The following is an 18,656-nucleotide window of genomic DNA, read 5'->3' on the forward strand; positions in this document are numbered from 1 at the left end:
TTTGGTAAGGGCTTAAACTAAAGGCTCAGAGTGTGCGACATAGCTAACGATAGCTTCAGGTCGCATTGGAGGCGAGTAGAGGTAACCTTGGATCTTGTCACATCCCATCGCGTGCAGTTTTTCTAATTGCTCACGCTTTTCAACACCTTCCGCAACCAAAGATACATCGAGCCTATGGGCCAGTTGAACAATCAGCCACACTACGCTCTCTGAGGTCGAGCTAGTTAACAAGTCTCGAATAAAGGTCGCATCAATCTTGATGCAATCGATCGGGTAGCTGTGGATGTAGTTCAAACTGGAGTAGCCAGTACCGAAGTCGTCGAGTGCAATCGTGAAGCCTTGTCCTCTCAGAAAGTTAAGCGCGGATTTTGTCTCTTGCGTCGGAGAGAGTAGTACCGTTTCGGTTAACTCGATAACAAACTCATTCGCCTTAAAATGGTGCTGTTCAATGGTTTGAGTCAGGTAGGAGATATAACGTTTCGAATCAGTAAGCTCGTGCGCAGAGCAGTTGACTCCAAGTTTAATCTTATAGCCCAAACCTTGCTCTAGTGTGGTTTTAGCGCGGCATACCAATTCAATAATGCGTTCGCCTAATTCTACAATCAGCCCTGACTCTTCAGCTACTTGAATAAACTCTACAGGTGAGATGTCACCATGTCTGGCTGTTTTCCAGCGAGTCAGTACCTCGAAGTATTCCCATTGAGCTTCACCTTGACCCACAATTGGCTGTACCACCACGTACATGCCATTGCTGTCGGGGACATAGCTTTGTGAAATTGGGTTTTCCAGTTCACTTCGTAGCGCAGCGACTAGCTCGGTTTTTCTTTGGTAACGAACTCTTAAGTGGGTGTCATAACATTGAATATGAGTATCTTGGCTGTGTTTACACTCTTTAAGCGCCAAGCTGGTGTTGAAGATGATCTGCTCGACATCTTTGTTGTCTCCATCCGAACTGGCAATTCCGATGCTGATGTCGAAATCTATCTTGATATCAACGCTACTGTAGCCTTGTTTAATTTTGGCCAGTATTTGTTCGCACACGGCTATCGGGTCGGAATGGTAGGTGATGAAGGCGAACTCATTACCTGCAGTTCGAAAAGTCAGGTTGCTTTCAGGTAAGGTGCGACGCAATGTTTCTGCGACAAACTGCAACACCTTGTCACCAATATAATTACCGTGAATATCATTAATGGCTTTGAAGCTATTGATGTCGAGCAAGGCCAATGTAAATGGAGTAACACTCTGTTGAGTGATTGATTCTAAGGTATCGGATAAGCAGCTGCGGTTTAACAAACCAGTTAAGCTGTCGTGTGATACCTCGTAACTCAGCTGATTAACCAGTTGTTCAGAACGATCGTTGAACCACATCTCTCTTAGCGTGTGGATGATGATGTCAGCAAATAGCTGATGATGCTTTATCACATCATGTTGTTGGTCTGGGCTAAGCGGAGAGGTGAATGTTGAGAAAAGCACTCCCATGACTTCGCCACTTTGAGTTCGAGTAGGGATAGCGATCGAGTTCTGTGAGGTGATTTCCTGCCTAAACGCCGAAGTAGGAAGCGACTGAATGACATATTGCGCGAACGAACAATCTGGGTGACGTTGATTCACCGCCTGTTGGTAGATATGACCATGACGAGCGTTGATTTTGTCATGCAGTACATGGTCGGAATGGGCAATCACCAAAGGAACCGTTTGGTCCGGGAAGTACTTCTTCTCAATGATACTGGTGTATTGAGTACCAAATGTTTGGTGCAACGTGAGCACAGCCGACTCTAAAAGGTCGATACCTTCCAACTTAAGTAAACGCCCAATGCGCTCTGTATCTATCATGCTGTTGTGGGTATGTTGAGTCATAGTCACCATCCATAGCTAACCAGAATCATTGTGTAAGCTGTTTATGTAAGGTCTTGTCTATCTGTGCATACAAACTGTGCATACAAAGTAATATGCGTCTGGTTTATTATTGGTCGTGTTGTATAATTTTTCAAATTTAAATGTGATTTATTTCACAAAATCTGAGTGCTTCGCTCTCGGTCCAGTCTCTCTTTGAGGTGATCCAAAAACAGTTTGGTTCGAGTATGTGAGTAATCAAGCTTAGGGTAGTACGCGTAAACCATCACTTCGTCTGCCGTTATATTTGGCAATACTGGAACTAATGTCCCTTGTTTTAGATCTTCTTTGATCATCGCTTTGATGGTTAACAACACGCCCATGCCACGCTTCGCCGCATGAAATAACGCTTCTGGATTGGTGGTGGCAAAGTTACCGTTTAGCGTGATTCGCTGCCCTTTGGTGAGTGCTACCTCACGGGTCGGGCGTTCTCCCCAAATCAACGAGTTGTGTTGCTCTAAATCTTGTTCACAAGTGGGGTAACCGTGTTTGGCAAGATAGCTTGGTGCTGCATAGAAGCTGGCTCTATGCTCGAACAGTGGCGTTTTCTTGAAGCTTAACGAGTTGAGTTGTTCTAGTTCACGACTGATTACCAAGTCCAAGCCAAGTTCGGGCAATTGACCGGGCGTAGTGGTGATGAGTTGTACCTTAATATCAGGGTACTTTTCTAAGAAGTCGTCCATGTATTGCACAAGAAACTTAGATCCAACCGCAATGGTCGCGCCTATCTTGAGCAAGCCCGCAGGGGTTTGGTTGACAGAACGAGTTTCATCAATGATCGACTGCCAATTGTCGAGCTGATCTTTTGCTCTTTGATAGAAGAGTGCGCCTGCTTCGGTTTGGCTAATTGAGCGAGTGGTGCGCTTTAAAAGTTGAGTGCCGATGCGTTCTTCTAGCCAATTTACTCTTTTGCTGATCGCTGAGCTGGTGGTATTAAGCTTGCGTGCCGCGCCATTGAAACTGCCTTCTTCAACCACTCTAACGTAGCTTTTTACGTTGAGAATCCAATCCATATTATTTCCTGCTGGGACTTAATTAAATTCCAATTTGGTTAATTATCAACTACTGGTTTTGAATATAAACTTATATCATGAACAAATATCAAACGAATAGGGAATTTTTTGAGCCAATCGACCTTTAAAAAAACGCCATTACTGTTAGCAATGATGATCATTGCGACGGGACAAGTGGGTGTCAGCATCTACTTGCCAGCACTGCCGCTGATTACTTCTGACTTAAGTGTTACCCAAGTGGATGTGCAACTGCTCGTCACACTTTTTCTTGTGGGTTTCGGCTTATCGCAGCTGTTTTATGGGCCGATGTCCGATGCGGTGGGAAGACGACCTATTTTCTTGTTAGGTCAGGGTGTTTATTTGATTGGTACTGTCGTTTGTTTTGCCTTTTCTGACAACATGACAGCGTTGGAAGTAGGTCGATTACTGCAAGGATTAGGGGCGGGTAGTGCCTCTGTGTTGGGGCGAAGCGTACTGCGTGACAGTTATGATGGCCCTCAGCTAACGAAAGCTTTGTCTTACATTTCCCTGACGGCTTCGATCATGCCGATCATTGCACCTGTATTTGGTGGCTGGATTTCATTCCACCTTGGATGGCAGGCTGTGTTCTTGTTTGTTCTATTGTATTTGTTAGCGATATTCACACTGGGTTATTTCGTGTTGCATGAGACTCTGCCATATGGGAAGAGCCGTTTTGAAGTAAGACAAGTGGTAAAGAACTACGGACGCTTGTTAACGAATCGCCAAGTGATAAGCAGCGCCAGCTATAACTGGATGAGTTATATGGCGAGTTTGGTATCGTTATCTCTATTCCCATTTTTAATGCAGGAGCAACTAGGGCTTACAGCGGCTGAATATGGATCTTTGATGATTGTACCTTCGGCAGGATTGTTGATTGGCAGTGTCGCGTTGAACATACTCAACCGTAAATTCAGTACACCTCAGTTAATGAGCCTCGCGATTTTGATCGTATTGGCGTCTGGCACTTGGTTGTTAACACATGAACTCTCCATTTTTAACCTAGTGTGGGCATTTACTTGGTTGGCGATCGCACAGGGTATTTCTTTCCCTCTTTCTATTAGCATGTTGTTGGAGCCTCACAAGAAGCAAGCGGGAGCGGTGTCTGCTCTATCCGGTTCGATTCAAATGTGTTTAGCGGGTTTGCTAGGTGGATATTTGGTTGAAAGTTGGGTTACAACCCATCTACAACTTGGCGTGTTCTATCTTATCATCGGCGCGGGTATGGGCGGTGTGCTTTGGTCTTCAGCGAGAATGAACAAGAAAGCGGACAACGCGGAAGTAGAATTCAGCTAAATGAATAAGGGCGGCTCGGTTACTCAGCTCTAAAAAGATGCGATACTTTAAGTAACTGATTGATAGTGAGCTGAGATACTTATGGAAATCAAAGTGCTTCGTAGTTTTGTGGCCGTAGCAACACACCGTAGTTTTTCGAGGGCAGCAAAAGAGCTGCATACGGTGCAGCCTGCTATTAGTCGCCACATTACCAGCCTTGAAGATGAGTTGGGTGTTAAGCTTTTCTTCCGCACATCGCGAGAAGTTACGATTACCGCTGCGGGTTCAAGGTTGTTGCAAGATGCGCTCCCTCTGATTGAACAGACAGAGAGCACCAAACAAGCCGTCATCCAAGCCGCCTCAGGTGTGGTAGGTAGCCTCAAGATAGGTTATCTAGGAGGAGCAACGCTCGGCTTTCTTCCTGCTTTAGTTCGAAACTATCTCCAACATAATCCAAATATCGATGTCGGTTTGTATGAAATGACCGTGTCTGAGCAAATTGAAGCGCTTGAGAAACATGACATTGATATCGCTTTCTCGCGCGTTTTGCCTGCTGGTTTCGAAGATAGCTACATATCGACCAATATTTACACCGACAAGCTGGTGGCAGCGGTTTCTATCACGCATCCTTTAGCAAATCAGGATGAAATCAATCTCAGCGAACTCAATAATGATCCTTTTGTTTTGTTCGAGCGCGATCAGGCTGTTGGGCTATTTGACTCGATCATTACTCAGTGTCAAATGTCAGGCTTCTCACCCAACATCAAGAAACAGCCGAGTCAGATGCAGGCCGTACTTACTCAGGTTGCTGCAGGGCTAGGGGTGACTATTGTGCCTTATTCGATAAAAGACCTTAGGTGCGATGAATGTTCATTCCTGTCTCTTAAATCCAATCAAGCTATTGACTCAAAGCCCGTTGAGATCCCTTTGGTCATGACGCATCACCGCCATACACTCTCCCCAACGGCTCGACTGTTTGCCGATCTTGTATACAGCGAGATTAATAATATCCGTCGTAAAATGACCTAAATTCCATCTATACAATAATGGTATCGATTCTAGATTAAATGGCTATTTCTGTTATTTAAAGCATCCCCTTAAACTCTACTCATCAACGCAATGAGATAGAATTTAAGGGTTAAACATGAAACAAACTCAAAGAGAATCACTAGGCACAGGTCGTTTACTGTTAATGTCTAGTGCAGTATCTGCAACAGCCGCCAACCTTTACTACAACCAACCAATATTGCCGAAAATTGGTGCTGAACTGGGTTTATCAAGTGAGCAGCTCGGCTCTATTCCAGCTGCGGGTCAGATAGGATATGCAGCGGCATTATTGTTTCTCTCGCCATTAGGGGACAAGTTACCACGTAAGCAACTCATCTCGATTCTTTCTGTATTGCTTGTTTTATCTTCATTAGTGGCTTCAAACGCTTCCAGTTTGTTAGCAATGGTGTTTGCTTGTTTTGCTATTGGTCTCAGCGCGAACATTACTCAACAGCTTATCCCTTTTGCGGCCTCTTTAAGTACGCCTGAAACCAAAGGGAGAGTGATCGGTACCTTAATGACAGGTTTAACCGTTGGTATTTTGCTTTCTCGTACCATTAGTGGCTTTGTCGGAGAACAATACGGCTGGCGCGCGGTGTTTATTATGTCTGCCGTTTTAGCATCATTGTTTGGTGTATTGCTTTACGTGTTTTTGCCGTCCAATAAACCGACTAATAACATGCCTTATCTTGAGCTCGTGGCGAGCATGGCGACGTTAGTAAAACAGCATGCGATTTTACGAAAATCAGCGCTGACTGGTGCGTTGTGGTTTGCTTCATTTAATGCGCTTTGGGCAACGTTGGCATTGCACGTGAGTGAAGCGCCGTTCAATTACAACGCTCAACAGGCAGGTTTGTTCGGTGTGGTGGCATTGGCGGGTGTGATTGGTGCAAAGGTATCTGGCGCGATTGTGAGTAAGTTCGGCTCTCGCAAGATGATCAACATGGCGTTGGTTTTGATTGTGGTTGGCTTTGCGGTTTCAGGCCTGTTCGGCGATCACTTAATGGGTCTCATTGTTGGCATCATTCTAATCGACTTAGGCGTGTTCAGTGCACAGGTCTCTAACCAAGTTCGCGTGTTTTCTATCGACCCGCAAGCGCAAAGTCGTATCAATGGTATTTACATGCTGGGTTACTATTTAGGTGGCGCGTTTGGTTCGTTTGCTGGCGTGTTGTCGTTTGAACACTTTGGTTGGCATGGCGTTGCGGTATTCAGTGCTCTGATAGTCGTCGCCAGCTTGGTGGTCAATAACCGAAAAGACAAAGGCACTGCGACTCAGGCTGAGTTTAATGTCTAAGTGAGGTCGCTGAGTCTCGATGAATGGAGTTCTTGGTATGAATCGAGCTCTTTAAGAGAATAAGAAGTGCTTTATCGTTAAGACGTTGTATTTGTCTGACTGGTTTTCTACAATACTGGCGTCCATTTAATAGGTAAAACAAAATGCAGCAAAATGAATTTGAAGTACTGGTAAAAGCTATCTGCGCACTAGATGGTCTACCTCAAGCACTTGAGCTATTGAAATCCAATGAGGATACTGAAGTTGCTGAGGCTGCCGCTTCACTGACTGGTCAATTTGCGCTAGCGGAAGTGGAAGGCGAAAAGCGCATTTACCACGTGACGCTTCAAGAGAATGAACAAGGCGAAGAGCAAGAGTACATCGAACATGTAATGAATGAAGGCGATGACTTAATCAAATTTGCAGCTTGGTTCTTCGAAACTATGTTCGAATTAAAGCAAAAAGATACTTACCAAATTGCGGGTAAAACTTACCGTCAGCCAAAGCGTAGCTAAGGTTTCAGTTATCGTTTATGACTTCAGTATCAAAGCATGAAGTTTTAAGCGAAGCATTTAAAAAGCAGCTCACATGGGCTGCTTTTTTGTGGGTGTTTCAATCTAGATCCTAAGCGGCATTACACGTATTGCATCAAAGCCAAAACGAGTCACAGCTTAAGTTATTGATATATAAATATACTTTTGATTGTGATTACAACGGGAATACTCGCGGTGTAATAAAATTCACCAACTTGCATTAAAGTGTGATTTAGATCTTGTTTTTGGGTGTTTTAAGTGTAGAATCCGCGCATAAGAAAGTTGATTATGTGCGGAGATAAGCATGAACTACGAACTAGGCCACGCATACCTTGGTCAAATGGCAGCAAAAAACATGATGCACGAAGCATTGTACGGCAAGTCAAAGCCAAAAAAAGTATCATTCTTTAAGCGAATGATGAAGAAAATGGCTAAGTAAGCATTTTCCAAAACGGAATTTTAAAAGGCCTTAAACTCATAGAAGTTTAAGGCCTTTTTCGTTTTAGCGATTGGTGACTTTCATCGCTCTGTTTTAATGTGGATGGACACAAGAAAACACTGATTAGTTAATGATCGGAAGTCTAATTCTACCTAAGCGAGATCAGCTTGCCGATTGATTGGATAAGTCGACTACATTGTTTGGAATGGAATCTAGACCATTTTCTTTCATCCATGCTTCCAAGTTGTCTGCTCCGCCAATGTATTTACCATCAAGCCAGATCTGAGGCACAGTAACTGGTGTTTTTTCACCAATGTGTGCTTTCACTTCTGGAATCATTCGGTATAGGGCAGCACTGTCTTTAACGACATCGTGATAGGTATACTCGACACCCGCTTCATCCAGCATTTTCTTAGCTTTCACACAGAATGGGCAGGTCGCTTTACCATAAACGATATTACCCTTTAGGCTGTCTCGTTTAGTCCACTCTTTGATTACGGATTGAACCAATACACCACGATTGAGTGCTTCACCTTGGCTAACAACCTTGCCTTCAACAACAAGGATAGGCGCATGCCAAGAACCGAGTTTTAGCGGTTCCCACCAGTGAGATAACCAATCTTTCACTTCTAGTTCGACATCAACATCAGCCAATTCATTCTCAAAAGTATCCTTAAGAATGTCTTTGGTAAGGGTACATTCTCCACATGGGATGTTTACTTTAAATGGACCCCAGCTGCCTGCCCAACGGTATAGTGTAATCTTGACTGGTTTCTTCATGGTTACGACCTCGCTTAAAATTCTCTTATCAATATAGAACGGACAGTAGAACTATTTATTTCATCGACCTTAAACTTTCTTAACTTTCGTCGGTTTTTTCGTTTCCCAATGGGTAATGAACGCAACAGACGCAATGATAATCGCAGCCCCTAGCCATAAACGACCTGGTGGAACCCAACTGAATACCAGCCAACCAGCTAAGACATTAAGTGGTAATTTCGCGTGATCAAACGGTTGAACGAAAGAGGCATCAGCCACCGAGTATGCTTTTACAATAGCCCACTGAGCCAGTGCTGTCATAACACCGATAACGATTAAGATAGCCCAAATAGTGCCGCCACTTGGCATTTGCCAATCAGGAACGGCCAGCAAGATGTTAAACGGTGTAATCAATAGAAGAAGGTAAACCACCATGGTTGAAGGGCTGTCTTGAGAAGAGAGCTTTTTCACCATCAGTGAGTAGCATGCCCAGAAGAAAGCTGCACCAACGGGTAGTAATGTAGCCCAACTAAAATCTTCGGCCCACGGTTCGAGAATGACCATAGCACCAGCGAAACCTGCCAAAGTTGCCCCCCAACGAGCTGCGCCAACTTTCTCTTTTAGGAAAAGCCCTGAACCTATGGTTGCAAACAGTGGCGAAGTCATAAGAAGGGCTATGCCTTGCCAAATCGGCACAGGGTAGGCCAGCGCCCAAATCCAAAGTTGGATACCGATAACAGATAAGAAGACACGGAATACGTGTAGCTTGAGATTATCAGTTTTTAGTGCGCGGCGAATTCCTAACGTTTTCAAGTAAGGAAGGATGGCGAACAATGCAATTGAATACTGAATGACGGCAACGGTAGTAGAAGTAAGTCCGAAATGAATGCTAGCGATTTGAGTAAGGCTGTTAATGACAGCAAAGGCTAAACCAGCGGTTAGCATCCAGCTAGCGCCTTGAATCGGATGGTGTTGTGACATGATGCTTCTAATTATTTGATGTGGTTCACCTATGATACGGATTTAACACAATGAAACCAGAAAAAGCATTGATGAAGTTGGTCAGAATATTTGAATATGAAAAAAGGTTGAGCCATCGCCCAACCTTTTTAATCTTTATCTAAAGTAAATTTAGATTAGAAGTCATAACGTACACCTAGACGAAGAGTGTCTTCGCCAGCAGTAACTAGACCATTTGCATCTTTAGCTTCATCTAAGCCATTAAGGTAATATGCAACATATGTACGGAAGTTGCTGTTTAACTTGTAGTAACCAGCTAGCTCGATGCCGTCAACAGAGTCTGCTGTAGAGCCGTTTGCTGCTTCGTCTTCTTGATACGTGTAAACAACCGCAGCTGAGATTTGTTTAGTGAATTTGTATTGTGCTGCAAATTCCATAGCGGTAAACGACTTATCCTGAATTAAGACTGCTTTATCATTTACATCACCTGTTGAATATGTCGCTGCTAGGTAAAGGTTATCTAAAGAGTACGCTAGACCAGCTAGGATTTGGTCGGCACTACCGTTACCCGCACCTAGGTCTTCACCAGAGTACGCTAAACCAAGGTCTAGGCCGAATGGTAGTGAGTAAACACCAGAAATCCCGTAACCATCAGAGTCTTTTTCGCTGTTTGTTTTGTAAGTTGCTTCTAACTGAAGTGCATCAAAACCGCCACGGTATGCAATAACGCCATCTTCTTTATCAGATGCTGCATCGAATACTTGTTGAACACCAGAGAACTCAGTGATATCCGTAAAATCAGAAACGATTACTGAAGCCATGTCTTGGCGACCAAAAGAAACCGCCTGGCCATCGAAATCAACACCAGCGTACATGTAACGGTTATTAAACGTGTTATCGCCAGTACCTTGTTCCGCTTCATAAAAGCCGAAAGCAGAAACAGAGTCAGTCAGTTGAGTTTTACCGCCAATGTTCAGACGGAAACGAGTTTCATCGCTCATCGAACCTTCAATTTCAGCGCCTTTCGACGTTCCAATGAAGTCACCACGGAATTCAGCACGACCGCCAATCTTAAGCTCAGTACCGTCAGAGCTGTAAACTGTTGCTGCTAGAGATGAACCTGAAACTAGTGCTGCTACCACTGCAGAAGCTAGAACTGCCTTTTTCATAATCACTTACCTTGTATTTTAAAATCCGTGAGCAATACGCTCTCCGTTTCGATATGAAGCTAATTTAGAGCAGGTAAATTAAGCTTTCATTTCTATAAAATTACATTTTCGTGAATAGGGAACTTTTTTAAGTGTTGATTTTATTGCACTTTTATTTCATTTGGCTGAGTGGTTTGTGAATAATTATCCAAATTGGAAGTTTTGAAGCAGCCATTTGTGCTAGTTTCGCTTTGAAAGAGGTGAGGATGCTATGAGTGAACTCTAGGTGTTGAACTGTACTTGTTAGATCGATTAACTGCTTGTACTGGTTAAGATATCCTCTATGATGCAAAAACTGACAAGAGAATAGGTTTTGCTCAACAAGATGGAGTAGTTGGATGAAAACAGAGTACTTAGGCGATGTTTTACAAGGTAGGCAGGTTATTGGCTCCTTGAATGTTGAAGACTTACAGGTTGGAGAGCATCAGTTTTGGTTTCAAGTGACCAGTGATGGACTAGGTCAACCTAAAAACATGCCGGTTTCTGTTTTTAAAGGCAGCCAAGATGGTCCTAAGTTGATGATAACGGCCGGTATTCACGGCGATGAACTGAACGGTGTATTGGCGGCTCAGCAAATTATCAGAGACTTGGTGGGTAAAACACTGAAAGGTACGGTGACAATTGTACCTACGGTGAACTTGTCCGGTTTGCTAAATCACAGTCGTGACTTCATCTCTTCCGATCCGGGTTCATGCCCTGCAAATCTCAACCGCCTCTTTCCCGGTGATGCTCACGGACTAGCGGCAGAGCGCTTTGTTGCGTCACTTTGGGAGCGCTTACTCAAACACAATGCCACCTTCGCCGTTGACCTTCATACCCAAACTCGTGGTGCAGTTTACCCACTTTATGTGTTTGCAGATTATCGCATAGAGCAATGTTTAGACATGGCGAGGCTGATGCAACCCGACTGTGTACTTAATGATCCTGGCGACCCCGGGATTCTTGAAACGGTTTGGAATCGCAGTGGTATACCGAGCATCACTGTCGAAGTAGGGATGGGGAAGTTTACTCAACCTGACATGATTCAAAGAGCGGTAGACGGCGTTTTGAATATGCTCTCCTATTACGAGATGCTAGAGGTCGATGGACTAGATCCGTTAGAGACAAAGCAACTGCCAAGCATGGATTGGATTGAAGGTAACAATGTGGTGTCTATCCGTGCTGATATTGGTGGTTTTGTACTGCCTCAGGTTGAGCTTTTGCAAAGCGTGGAGCAAGATGACCTGTTAGCCATTCAATATGATGCGTTCGGCAATGAATGTCGTCGTTATCATGCGCCATCTTCTGGTCGTGTACTTAGTTATAACGTGGATGCATTAAGAGAACCGGGTGCTTTGGTGTGCCGCTTATTGAGCTAGTAATTAGTTAGACAGCGACTAGGTTTGCCATTCGAAACGTGAAAAAAAAGACCGAGCTAGGCTCGGTCAAAGGACAGTTGTCTAGAGTTAACACGTCTTGGACTCGTCGACAGAACTGCTTTTAGAGTAAGCAGGATAAATTAAGAACCCATTGCGAGATGATGACACTTCGACTGCTTTTTTATTTCAAGCCATAAAAAAGCCTGCTGCGGGTTAACGCAAGTAGGCTTTATCAATTTCGTCTTCAAGTTTAGCTAAGGCTCACAACCTTTCTAAAACCTTACTAGATTCAATTAGAAAGCGTCATCCACAATGTCTTTTAGTCGGTCGTAAGGCACATACCCCGGTAAGACCTGACCATTCATCATTAGCGTTGGTGTACCTGTTAAGCCTAGTGCGCTAAAGGTTTGGTGGTTAGTCATTAACGTGTTGCTTTGTTCTGTCGTTGTCTCTAACTGCGCTTCAGTGCCTGTTTTTTTCGCTACCGCTTGGAGTGACGATTTTGTGTGACTGCCGCTTTTCGCCATCAGTAATCGATCGACTTCAGGGAAGGCTTCCGGGTTGTCTTTCCATACCTTCATCGCGTATAGCGCCGCATTGGTATTAAGACCGCTCACTTGTTGCTGCTTAAACGACAGGTAGACATTGATGATCTTGATGTCACTGTTTTCTGAGGCTAATTGAACTAAACCTTTTTCCAAACGTTTACAGAAAGGACAGTTGTAGTCGGTGAAGTTGATGATTACCGATTTGCCATCCGGATTTCCTGTAATTGGGTGAGCGTCATTGTTGTACAACCAATCATGGCTTTCTGCTTGAGCTTTCTTCGCTTGCGCTTGGCCGGCCACATACTGCTCTAAGCTGGTATGCAAACCCGAAATAGTCGAAGGGTTTTCCTTCAGAAACTGATTAATTTCTTCAAGTTGTTGGGTTTGTTCTTTGCTTAGTTCAGCGAAGGCATTGGTGCTCATCAGTGAGCCTAAAATCAGTGCGCTAATCAGATGTTTTTTCATATTATGTATTCTCTAATTCTTGATAATCGTGAGCGCTCATTAGGTCGCGCTCACGGTATTATTGTTTGTTAAATTGGCTTTAGTTGGCTCATTTGCTTGGCTTTTTTCTTGGTAAGCGAGTTATGCAAAATAGGCTCTTAACCACAGTCCGATAGGGGAAGTCACGCCAGTTGCGATACTGCTGATCTTTCCGTCTTTGATGATGACGATGCTTGGAGTGACATTGACGCCCCAACTTCTGCTGATTGACCCAGAAAGATCATTGATCACAGGGAAGTCATACTCTTTTGCATCCAAGTAGCGTTGCACTCGTTCATCGGGTCCTGATGAAAGGGCGACCGTAACGACTTGGTGAGAGTCATTGAAGCTATTGACGGTTGGGCTCACGAACTTGCAAGCACCACACCAAGTTGCCCAAAAATAGACAATGATAGGCTTACCGTTTTTACTGAGCTCGATAACATCAATATCCTCACCTTGCAGTGATTGACCTACGATTGGAATCGCATCTCCTTGAGGCATGCTTCTGCTGTGATAAAAATCCATAGCAAATGAAACCACGGCAACGATCAGTATCATTGAGACCAGTTCCTTTCCCCACTTTTTAAGACGACTTGGCTTTTTCGCCTCACCCTTTACAGGCTGGTCTTTGGTCGTGTTGGGCTTCTCTTCATTGTTGGGAGTCTTCATCACTTACCTCGCAGCATCGATGGCTTGAACGACAGTGTCACTGTCCAGAATCACGGGCAGTGGAATACCGCTTTTATAGCTTGGGCCATACACGATATTAAATGGCACACCAAATCGTCCGTTACTTTGTAAGTATTGAGTGACGCTTTCACTTGGTGTTGTCCAATCGCCTTTCATCAAAACAATGTCTTCTTGATGTAGGTGACTGTAAACCGGATCTTGAAGAATCACGCCGATCTTGTTCGCCTTACAGGTGATACACCATTCAGCTGTCACATCGACAAATACGGTTTTACCTTCATCGATCAATTGAGGAATTTGTTTCGCATCCAGCTTTTGCCAAGCAAGATCATCAACGATAGGTGTCGCCCAGTTATCTGCTGTAACACTACCGACAATTAGAGCTGCACCAAACATCAAGGTAGTGGTTGCCATGATAGGTATAAGTACTTTACGACCTAATTTCATGCCAATCCAAACCAGTACTGAAATCACGATAAACAGTGACAGCAAGATGGTTGGGGACTTGCCAATGAATGGGCTAAGTAGGCTTGTTAACCACAGGCTGGTGATGAACATCATTAAGCCAAATACCAGCTTAACCTTGAACATCCAAGCGCCCGGTTTTGGTAGCAGTTTGGTGAGGCTCGGGAACAGAGCGAAAATAAGCCAAGGTGCGCTCATACCAATACCAAGTGCGATGAAGATCGCCCACAGCTCTTGGTAGCTTGCGCCTAGCGCGTAAGCGACGGCGGTTCCCAGGAATGGTGCACTACAAGGTGTTGCTAACAGCGTGGCAAACATACCTTGAACAAAGTGACCTGAGTGTGAGTCATCGCCTTTGGTTGCCATCCATGTGTTTAAACCCGATGGCAGTCTGAATTCGAATAAACCAAGTAGGTTGGTTGAGAACAGTAGGGTAATGATCAGCATAAACCCGATAAACCAAACGTTTTGGAATTGGATTCCCCAACCAATCGCATTACCGCCCACTTTGAGCACTGTCATGCCTAAAGCTAAGAGTGCAAACGAGGTGATGACACCCATAGCCGATGCTAGGAATGAGATTCGGATGTGCCGGTTTGATGCACCTTGATTTTGAATGATGCTGTTTAGCTTCATTCCTAATACAGGTAAAACACACGGCATGATATTAAGGATCAAGCCACCAATTAAGGCAAAGCCAATCATCGCAATAAAGCTAGTATTGCTTGATTGATAGGCAATAGGCTCTGAGCCAACCTGAGCCGTCATCTCTTCAGCAAAGTTAGTATCTGAAACCGTGACGCTAACGGTGCGATCCGTTAAGTCGACGTCACCAATCCAGTTACTCACATCGAAAACGGCCGTCATTGTGTTGTCTGTGATATGAACAGTTGGCTGAGAGAAGAAATCGTCAATCACTTCTTGGCCATCAATCAATACCATTGGCTTATCCCAGCCTTCTTTACTCGTCAGCTGAGTCACCAGTTGCTGCTTGCTCTTGTCCCAAAACAGACCATTTACTGAAGTTCGGTTTGCTTCGCGTGGTGACTGGCTCATGCCTTGATTGAACAAGAACATAGCTTCTTCATCGAGCTCTAATGTTTGTGGGTCGATCGGCAGTTCGATGTCGTAATCGGTTAACACGCAGATATTCGTGCACGACGGAAAGGTGAACGAAGCCTTGAAGATGGCTGGCTTAGTGTTGTCTTTCAGTGTGAGTGTGACCGGAAAGCTGACGTGCTTTTTGTAGCCCAACGTCATTACGTCTAGCTGCTCGTAGTACTTCGGAATTGGCCAATGCCACTCTACCGACTCAATGTTTGTTGAACCAGACCAGTCCCAGCTTGGAGGTATGCCACCTTCGCCTGGGCTGCGCCAATAGGTTTTCCAGTCGCCGTCGAGCACGACATCCAGCACGGTTTGAATCTTAGAACCGTCATCCGACTGTTCACCTGTCGACATCATTCGCATTTTGACTGGAGGGTGTTCAGGCACGCTAAGCCAGCCTGTAGTCTGTGCTAAAGCATTAAATGATGTCATGACCAAAATGGCAGTGACTATAGTTTTCGCGCATGTACGCATACAGAATGCCAATGAATCGACAAACTTAGTTAGTAGTGTGTTGTACACAAATGTATCTCCAAAAAATAAATAAAAGGGTGGAATAGCCCGGTTATTTACTCTCTAAATATACAGTGCTTTAGGTGTAGGCGGTGTTTTGTTGGTCGAGTAGAGCGATGGTTGTCTCTAGATAATCTCGATATATGAGGTGAAAGGCTGAATGCGACAGCGATAAATAGAATGAAAGGGATCAGCCAACCGGTTTTCGGTGTGGCGAAGGTGAGCATTTTCGAGCTCAGGTCACAGGCGCTAGAATTCGGTGCTGTCAGTGATTTAGACGCATCTGAACTAAAAACGCTGGCATAAAGCTCAGACATTTTGTCAAATGAAGCGATAGTGGCTTGTGGGTCGCTGGTTTCAGAACCTATGTGTGTTGATTGGCTAACAGAAGCCTTAGAAAACGTCACTTTATTTGCAGACAGCGTACTTGCCAGACAAGTTACGATAACCAGTCCGGTAAGAAGAAGCGCCCAAAGCGATTGCTTTTGTTGGCGGTTCTGTTGGGATAAAAAAAGTAGCGATGTATTCAGCAAATCAGTCAGTAATCGAATCAGTTAGTATTTAACACGGGTTAGAAGCAGGCTAGCTTAGATAACTTTGCTGCGTGCCACAAGTCATAAAATTGTCAAAGTCACAGGGGCACATAAACGACAAACTCAGAGGCTAAGGCATCGCATTTTCACTTAAGTTCATAATAATCTGTTCTTTTTTGCTATTCGCTGTTTTGTTGACCAAAGTCGTGACTTCCCTTGAGCAGTATATAATTAGCAAAGGTGTTCGACTGAATAAAAAAGAGCGATAAAACAGATACAAAAAAGCCCAACCGTTCGTTAGGAACTCGATTGGGCTTTTTCCGCTAGCGTTGAAGTTCAGAACTCCAAGCCTTCTAATGGGTAATCTTAGTGATTACGACGTGGGCCGTTACGCACTAGGTCTTTACCATTTTCAAAGACTTCTTGAGTGATCCAGCGAGCAAGCAGAACTTTGTGGCTGCTGTTGAATACAGCAACGAAGTGACGACCATCTGAATTATTGGTTGCCATGCCTACGCCTTCAACCCCTTCAAGGCCCAAACCGCCAGCTTCCACTGAAATTAGGAATTTTTCTAGCTCTTCTAGAGACTCAATAACATCAAGTTCGTTGTTCATTTTTCTATTCTCTTGCTGTGAGCCAACATCGGATTCAAGGCATTTTAATGCATGTGCCTAGGTGACGATATTGGCCGTTGTTCTTTGTTGGTTGCGTACTCTACAGGTCATAAGAGGGGATTGGAACTCTCAAATATTAGAGGCGGACTGATATTTTGCGAATTTTTAACACAACATACCTTTAAATGATTGTTATCCATATTCTTTTTACTACTATTTATAGGGTCAATTTAGACAATAATAGGAATTAATATGATGAAGGTTTGGCGTTGTCTATTGTTAATGTTGGCGTTTGTCGCATTTGGAAGTTATGCACAAAGCGTCGAGAAAATAGCACAAGTACAAGATCAGCTGATGCTCGATCTGGCAACACTAGAAACGGCGCACGATGCTGAGAAACCCTTTCTTGAAGATATATTAAGGCGCAAGAACCAAGGCTTGCGCGAAGATATATTCACCCAGTTATCATCCGATAAGAAAGAAGAGCTCAATATTGTTCTTGCTCAGCAGGTTGAACTATTACAAAAATTATTGTCATTGAATGATATTAAAATCGTTTCAATGAGCAAAGAAAACCGTTCGACAGAGGGTGATGCTAAGAAACGTCTTGAGCTTCGTATTCAAAAACGAATCGGGATGATGGATGTTTATTATCAGCAATTAGCTAAGACACTCGATTGGTCAAAAGAGCGTGGTATTGATGTTGCCGTCCCTGAAGCTGATCTCAAAACGGCGCTGGTGGCTCGTTCTAAATATCTGACTAACGCCATTCTTTACACCGATACACAGCGACAAGATCTTGAAGCACGCCTATCTTTCGTGAATGAAGAAGAGAAAGCGGTCATTAAAAAGGAACTGGAACGCTTCAGTGAACGTACCAGTGTTATGGTGGTGAGCTTAGAAGAAACCATCACCTTGATGGAACCGTTTGGCGTCGATGTTACCTCTTACAAGCGTGTGCTATTAGCAACGACGGGCGACATTAACGCCGATGTATTGGATGTGGATGTCGCACTAGAGCTATTAGACGGTTGGTTACGTTCGTTCAGCTCATGGGCTTTTGAGAACACCCCTTCTTTTATCGTCAAACTCGCTCTGTTTCTCGGTATTTTGTACGTCACTCGCCTAATTGCTAACGTAGCTCGTAAGACGGTTCGCAAGAGCGTTTCGCACTCTAAGATGGACTTTAGTGTATTGATGCAAGATTTCTTTGTATCAATCGCATCCAAAGCGGTTGTGTTTGTCGGTTTGCTTATCGCCCTATCTCAAATAGGGATCGAGCTAGCACCGCTATTAACCGGTTTCGGTGTCGCGGGTGTCATCATTGGTTTTGCATTGCAAGATACGCTGTCTAACTTCGCGTCTGGCTTGATGATCTTGATTTACCGTCCTTACGATGTTGGTGACATGGTTAAAGTCGCGGGTGTTCAAGGCACAGTAAAAGACATGAGCTTAGTATCGACAACGGTTCAAACTATCGATAACCAACGCTTGGTGATCCCGAACAACAAGATCTGGGGTGACGTTATCAATAACATCACAGCAGAGCGCGTGAGACGTGTGGATATGGTGTTTGGCATCGGTTATTCAGATGACATCGATAAAGCGAAAGCTGTATTGAACGACATCATTATTGCGCACCCTCTAGTGCTTAAAAAGCCTGAGCATATGATCAAGCTGCATACCTTGAATACATCTTCTGTAGACTTCGTGGTAAGACCGTGGGTTAAGACAGACGATTACTGGGATGTATATTGGGATGTGACGGAAACTGTGAAGAAACGCTTCGATGAAGAAGGTATCACGATTCCATTCCCGCAACGAGATGTGCATATTTACAATCACGAAGAGAGTTAATTCGTCTAAAAGTCGATTTCTTCATGTGACAATCAAATGGACGCCAAATAGGTGTCCATTTTT

Annotated in this window: 17 protein-coding genes; 7 read left to right on the forward strand and 10 right to left on the reverse strand. The window is 44.1% G+C overall.

Translation table 11 applies throughout. The annotated features are described in order from the left end of the window. Positions 1 to 12: 12 nt before the first annotated feature. A complete protein-coding gene (locus OCV12_RS19570; protein WP_261886973.1) occupies positions 13 to 1,857 on the reverse strand; it encodes a putative bifunctional diguanylate cyclase/phosphodiesterase in 1,845 nt (614 codons plus the stop codon). A gap of 152 nt (positions 1,858 to 2,009) precedes the next feature. Further along, the gene (locus OCV12_RS19575) at positions 2,010 to 2,906 is read right to left on the reverse strand and encodes a LysR family transcriptional regulator (protein WP_176679368.1); all 897 of its coding nucleotides are present in this window, start codon (positions 2,904 to 2,906) and stop codon (positions 2,010 to 2,012) included. 108 nt (positions 2,907 to 3,014) lie between these two features. Here OCV12_RS19575 and OCV12_RS19580 point away from each other — a divergent pair, with 108 nt between their 5' ends. The 5 genes from OCV12_RS19580 (at position 3,015) to OCV12_RS19600 (ending at position 7,494) form a co-directional block, all read left to right on the forward strand. Next, a complete protein-coding gene (locus OCV12_RS19580; protein ID WP_261886974.1) occupies positions 3,015 to 4,220 on the forward strand; it encodes a multidrug effflux MFS transporter in 1,206 nt (401 codons plus the stop codon). Between the two features lie 93 nt (positions 4,221 to 4,313). Next, positions 4,314 to 5,228 carry a LysR family transcriptional regulator gene (locus tag OCV12_RS19585; protein ID WP_261886975.1) on the forward strand — a complete coding sequence of 305 codons (915 nt, stop codon included), beginning with the start codon at positions 4,314 to 4,316 and terminating at the stop codon, positions 5,226 to 5,228. Positions 5,229 to 5,343: 115 nt separating this feature from the next. Further along, the gene (locus OCV12_RS19590; protein WP_261886976.1) at positions 5,344 to 6,543 is read left to right on the forward strand and encodes an MFS transporter; all 1,200 of its coding nucleotides are present in this window, start codon (positions 5,344 to 5,346) and stop codon (positions 6,541 to 6,543) included. Positions 6,544 to 6,686: 143 nt separating this feature from the next. After that, positions 6,687 to 7,037 (forward strand): hypothetical protein, encoded by a 351-nt coding sequence (locus OCV12_RS19595; RefSeq protein ID WP_017057980.1) that lies wholly within the window; start codon positions 6,687 to 6,689, stop codon positions 7,035 to 7,037. Positions 7,038 to 7,359: 322 nt separating this feature from the next. Then, on the forward strand, positions 7,360 to 7,494 hold the full coding sequence (locus OCV12_RS19600; protein WP_256099315.1) for a hypothetical protein: 135 nt from the start codon (positions 7,360 to 7,362) through the stop codon (positions 7,492 to 7,494). A 162-nt stretch (positions 7,495 to 7,656) separates the two neighbouring features. On the opposite strand, the gene OCV12_RS19605 is transcribed toward OCV12_RS19600, so the two are convergent. From OCV12_RS19605 to OCV12_RS19615, 3 genes are all read right to left on the reverse strand, one after another. After that, positions 7,657 to 8,274, reverse strand: coding sequence for a glutaredoxin domain-containing protein (locus OCV12_RS19605; protein ID WP_017630100.1), 618 nt, complete (start codon positions 8,272 to 8,274; stop codon positions 7,657 to 7,659). A 69-nt stretch (positions 8,275 to 8,343) separates the two neighbouring features. Further along, on the reverse strand, positions 8,344 to 9,234 hold the full coding sequence (locus OCV12_RS19610; RefSeq protein WP_261886977.1) for a DMT family transporter: 891 nt from the start codon (positions 9,232 to 9,234) through the stop codon (positions 8,344 to 8,346). A gap of 155 nt (positions 9,235 to 9,389) precedes the next feature. After that, the gene (locus OCV12_RS19615; RefSeq protein ID WP_261886978.1) at positions 9,390 to 10,382 is read right to left on the reverse strand and encodes a porin; all 993 of its coding nucleotides are present in this window, start codon (positions 10,380 to 10,382) and stop codon (positions 9,390 to 9,392) included. Positions 10,383 to 10,759: 377 nt separating this feature from the next. Between OCV12_RS19615 and OCV12_RS19620 the strand changes: the two genes are divergently transcribed. Then, positions 10,760 to 11,779, forward strand: a complete 1,020-nt coding sequence (locus OCV12_RS19620) for a succinylglutamate desuccinylase/aspartoacylase family protein (protein WP_261886979.1) — start codon at positions 10,760 to 10,762, stop codon at positions 11,777 to 11,779. Between the two features lie 293 nt (positions 11,780 to 12,072). On the opposite strand, the gene OCV12_RS19625 is transcribed toward OCV12_RS19620, so the two are convergent. From OCV12_RS19625 to OCV12_RS19645, 5 genes are all read right to left on the reverse strand, one after another. Beyond that, positions 12,073 to 12,792, reverse strand: a complete 720-nt coding sequence (locus tag OCV12_RS19625; protein ID WP_210472633.1) for a DsbA family protein — start codon at positions 12,790 to 12,792, stop codon at positions 12,073 to 12,075. Positions 12,793 to 12,912: 120 nt separating this feature from the next. Then, positions 12,913 to 13,482 carry a protein disulfide oxidoreductase gene (locus OCV12_RS19630; RefSeq protein ID WP_261886980.1) on the reverse strand — a complete coding sequence of 190 codons (570 nt, stop codon included), beginning with the start codon at positions 13,480 to 13,482 and terminating at the stop codon, positions 12,913 to 12,915. A 3-nt stretch (positions 13,483 to 13,485) separates the two neighbouring features. Beyond that, entirely contained in the window at positions 13,486 to 15,549 is a 2,064-nt protein-coding gene (locus OCV12_RS19635) for a protein-disulfide reductase DsbD family protein (protein WP_261887148.1), read from the reverse strand. Positions 15,550 to 15,644: 95 nt separating this feature from the next. Then, entirely contained in the window at positions 15,645 to 16,121 is a 477-nt protein-coding gene (locus tag OCV12_RS19640; RefSeq protein WP_261886981.1) for a hypothetical protein, read from the reverse strand. 366 nt (positions 16,122 to 16,487) lie between these two features. After that, on the reverse strand, positions 16,488 to 16,736 hold the full coding sequence (locus OCV12_RS19645) for a hypothetical protein (protein WP_210442077.1): 249 nt from the start codon (positions 16,734 to 16,736) through the stop codon (positions 16,488 to 16,490). 252 nt (positions 16,737 to 16,988) lie between these two features. Here OCV12_RS19645 and OCV12_RS19650 point away from each other — a divergent pair, with 252 nt between their 5' ends. After that, positions 16,989 to 18,593 (forward strand): mechanosensitive ion channel family protein, encoded by a 1,605-nt coding sequence (locus tag OCV12_RS19650; protein WP_261886982.1) that lies wholly within the window; start codon positions 16,989 to 16,991, stop codon positions 18,591 to 18,593. Positions 18,594 to 18,656 lie beyond the last annotated feature (63 nt).

The organism is Vibrio pomeroyi (assembly GCF_024347595.1).
Taxonomy (GTDB): Bacteria; Pseudomonadota; Gammaproteobacteria; order Enterobacterales; family Vibrionaceae; genus Vibrio; species Vibrio pomeroyi.

Excerpts from the sequence above, each read along its gene's own strand:
- OCV12_RS19570 (WP_261886973.1), bottom strand. The coding sequence starts at position 1,857 with ATGACTCAACATACCCACAACAGCATGATAGATACAGAGCGCATTGGG.
- OCV12_RS19575 (WP_176679368.1), bottom strand. The coding sequence starts at position 2,906 with ATGGATTGGATTCTCAACGTAAAAAGCTACGTTAGAGTGGTTGAAGAA.
- OCV12_RS19590 (WP_261886976.1), top strand. The coding sequence starts at position 5,344 with ATGAAACAAACTCAAAGAGAATCACTAGGCACAGGTCGTTTACTGTTA.
- OCV12_RS19595 (WP_017057980.1), top strand. The coding sequence starts at position 6,687 with ATGCAGCAAAATGAATTTGAAGTACTGGTAAAAGCTATCTGCGCACTA.
- OCV12_RS19600 (WP_256099315.1), top strand. The coding sequence starts at position 7,360 with ATGAACTACGAACTAGGCCACGCATACCTTGGTCAAATGGCAGCAAAA.
- OCV12_RS19605 (WP_017630100.1), bottom strand. The coding sequence starts at position 8,274 with ATGAAGAAACCAGTCAAGATTACACTATACCGTTGGGCAGGCAGCTGG.
- OCV12_RS19610 (WP_261886977.1), bottom strand. The coding sequence starts at position 9,234 with ATGTCACAACACCATCCGATTCAAGGCGCTAGCTGGATGCTAACCGCT.
- OCV12_RS19615 (WP_261886978.1), bottom strand. The coding sequence starts at position 10,382 with ATGAAAAAGGCAGTTCTAGCTTCTGCAGTGGTAGCAGCACTAGTTTCA.
- OCV12_RS19620 (WP_261886979.1), top strand. The coding sequence starts at position 10,760 with ATGAAAACAGAGTACTTAGGCGATGTTTTACAAGGTAGGCAGGTTATT.
- OCV12_RS19625 (WP_210472633.1), bottom strand. The coding sequence starts at position 12,792 with ATGAAAAAACATCTGATTAGCGCACTGATTTTAGGCTCACTGATGAGC.
- OCV12_RS19630 (WP_261886980.1), bottom strand. The coding sequence starts at position 13,482 with ATGAAGACTCCCAACAATGAAGAGAAGCCCAACACGACCAAAGACCAG.
- OCV12_RS19635 (WP_261887148.1), bottom strand. The coding sequence starts at position 15,549 with ATGCGTACATGCGCGAAAACTATAGTCACTGCCATTTTGGTCATGACA.
- OCV12_RS19645 (WP_210442077.1), bottom strand. The coding sequence starts at position 16,736 with ATGAACAACGAACTTGATGTTATTGAGTCTCTAGAAGAGCTAGAAAAA.
- OCV12_RS19650 (WP_261886982.1), top strand. The coding sequence starts at position 16,989 with ATGATGAAGGTTTGGCGTTGTCTATTGTTAATGTTGGCGTTTGTCGCA.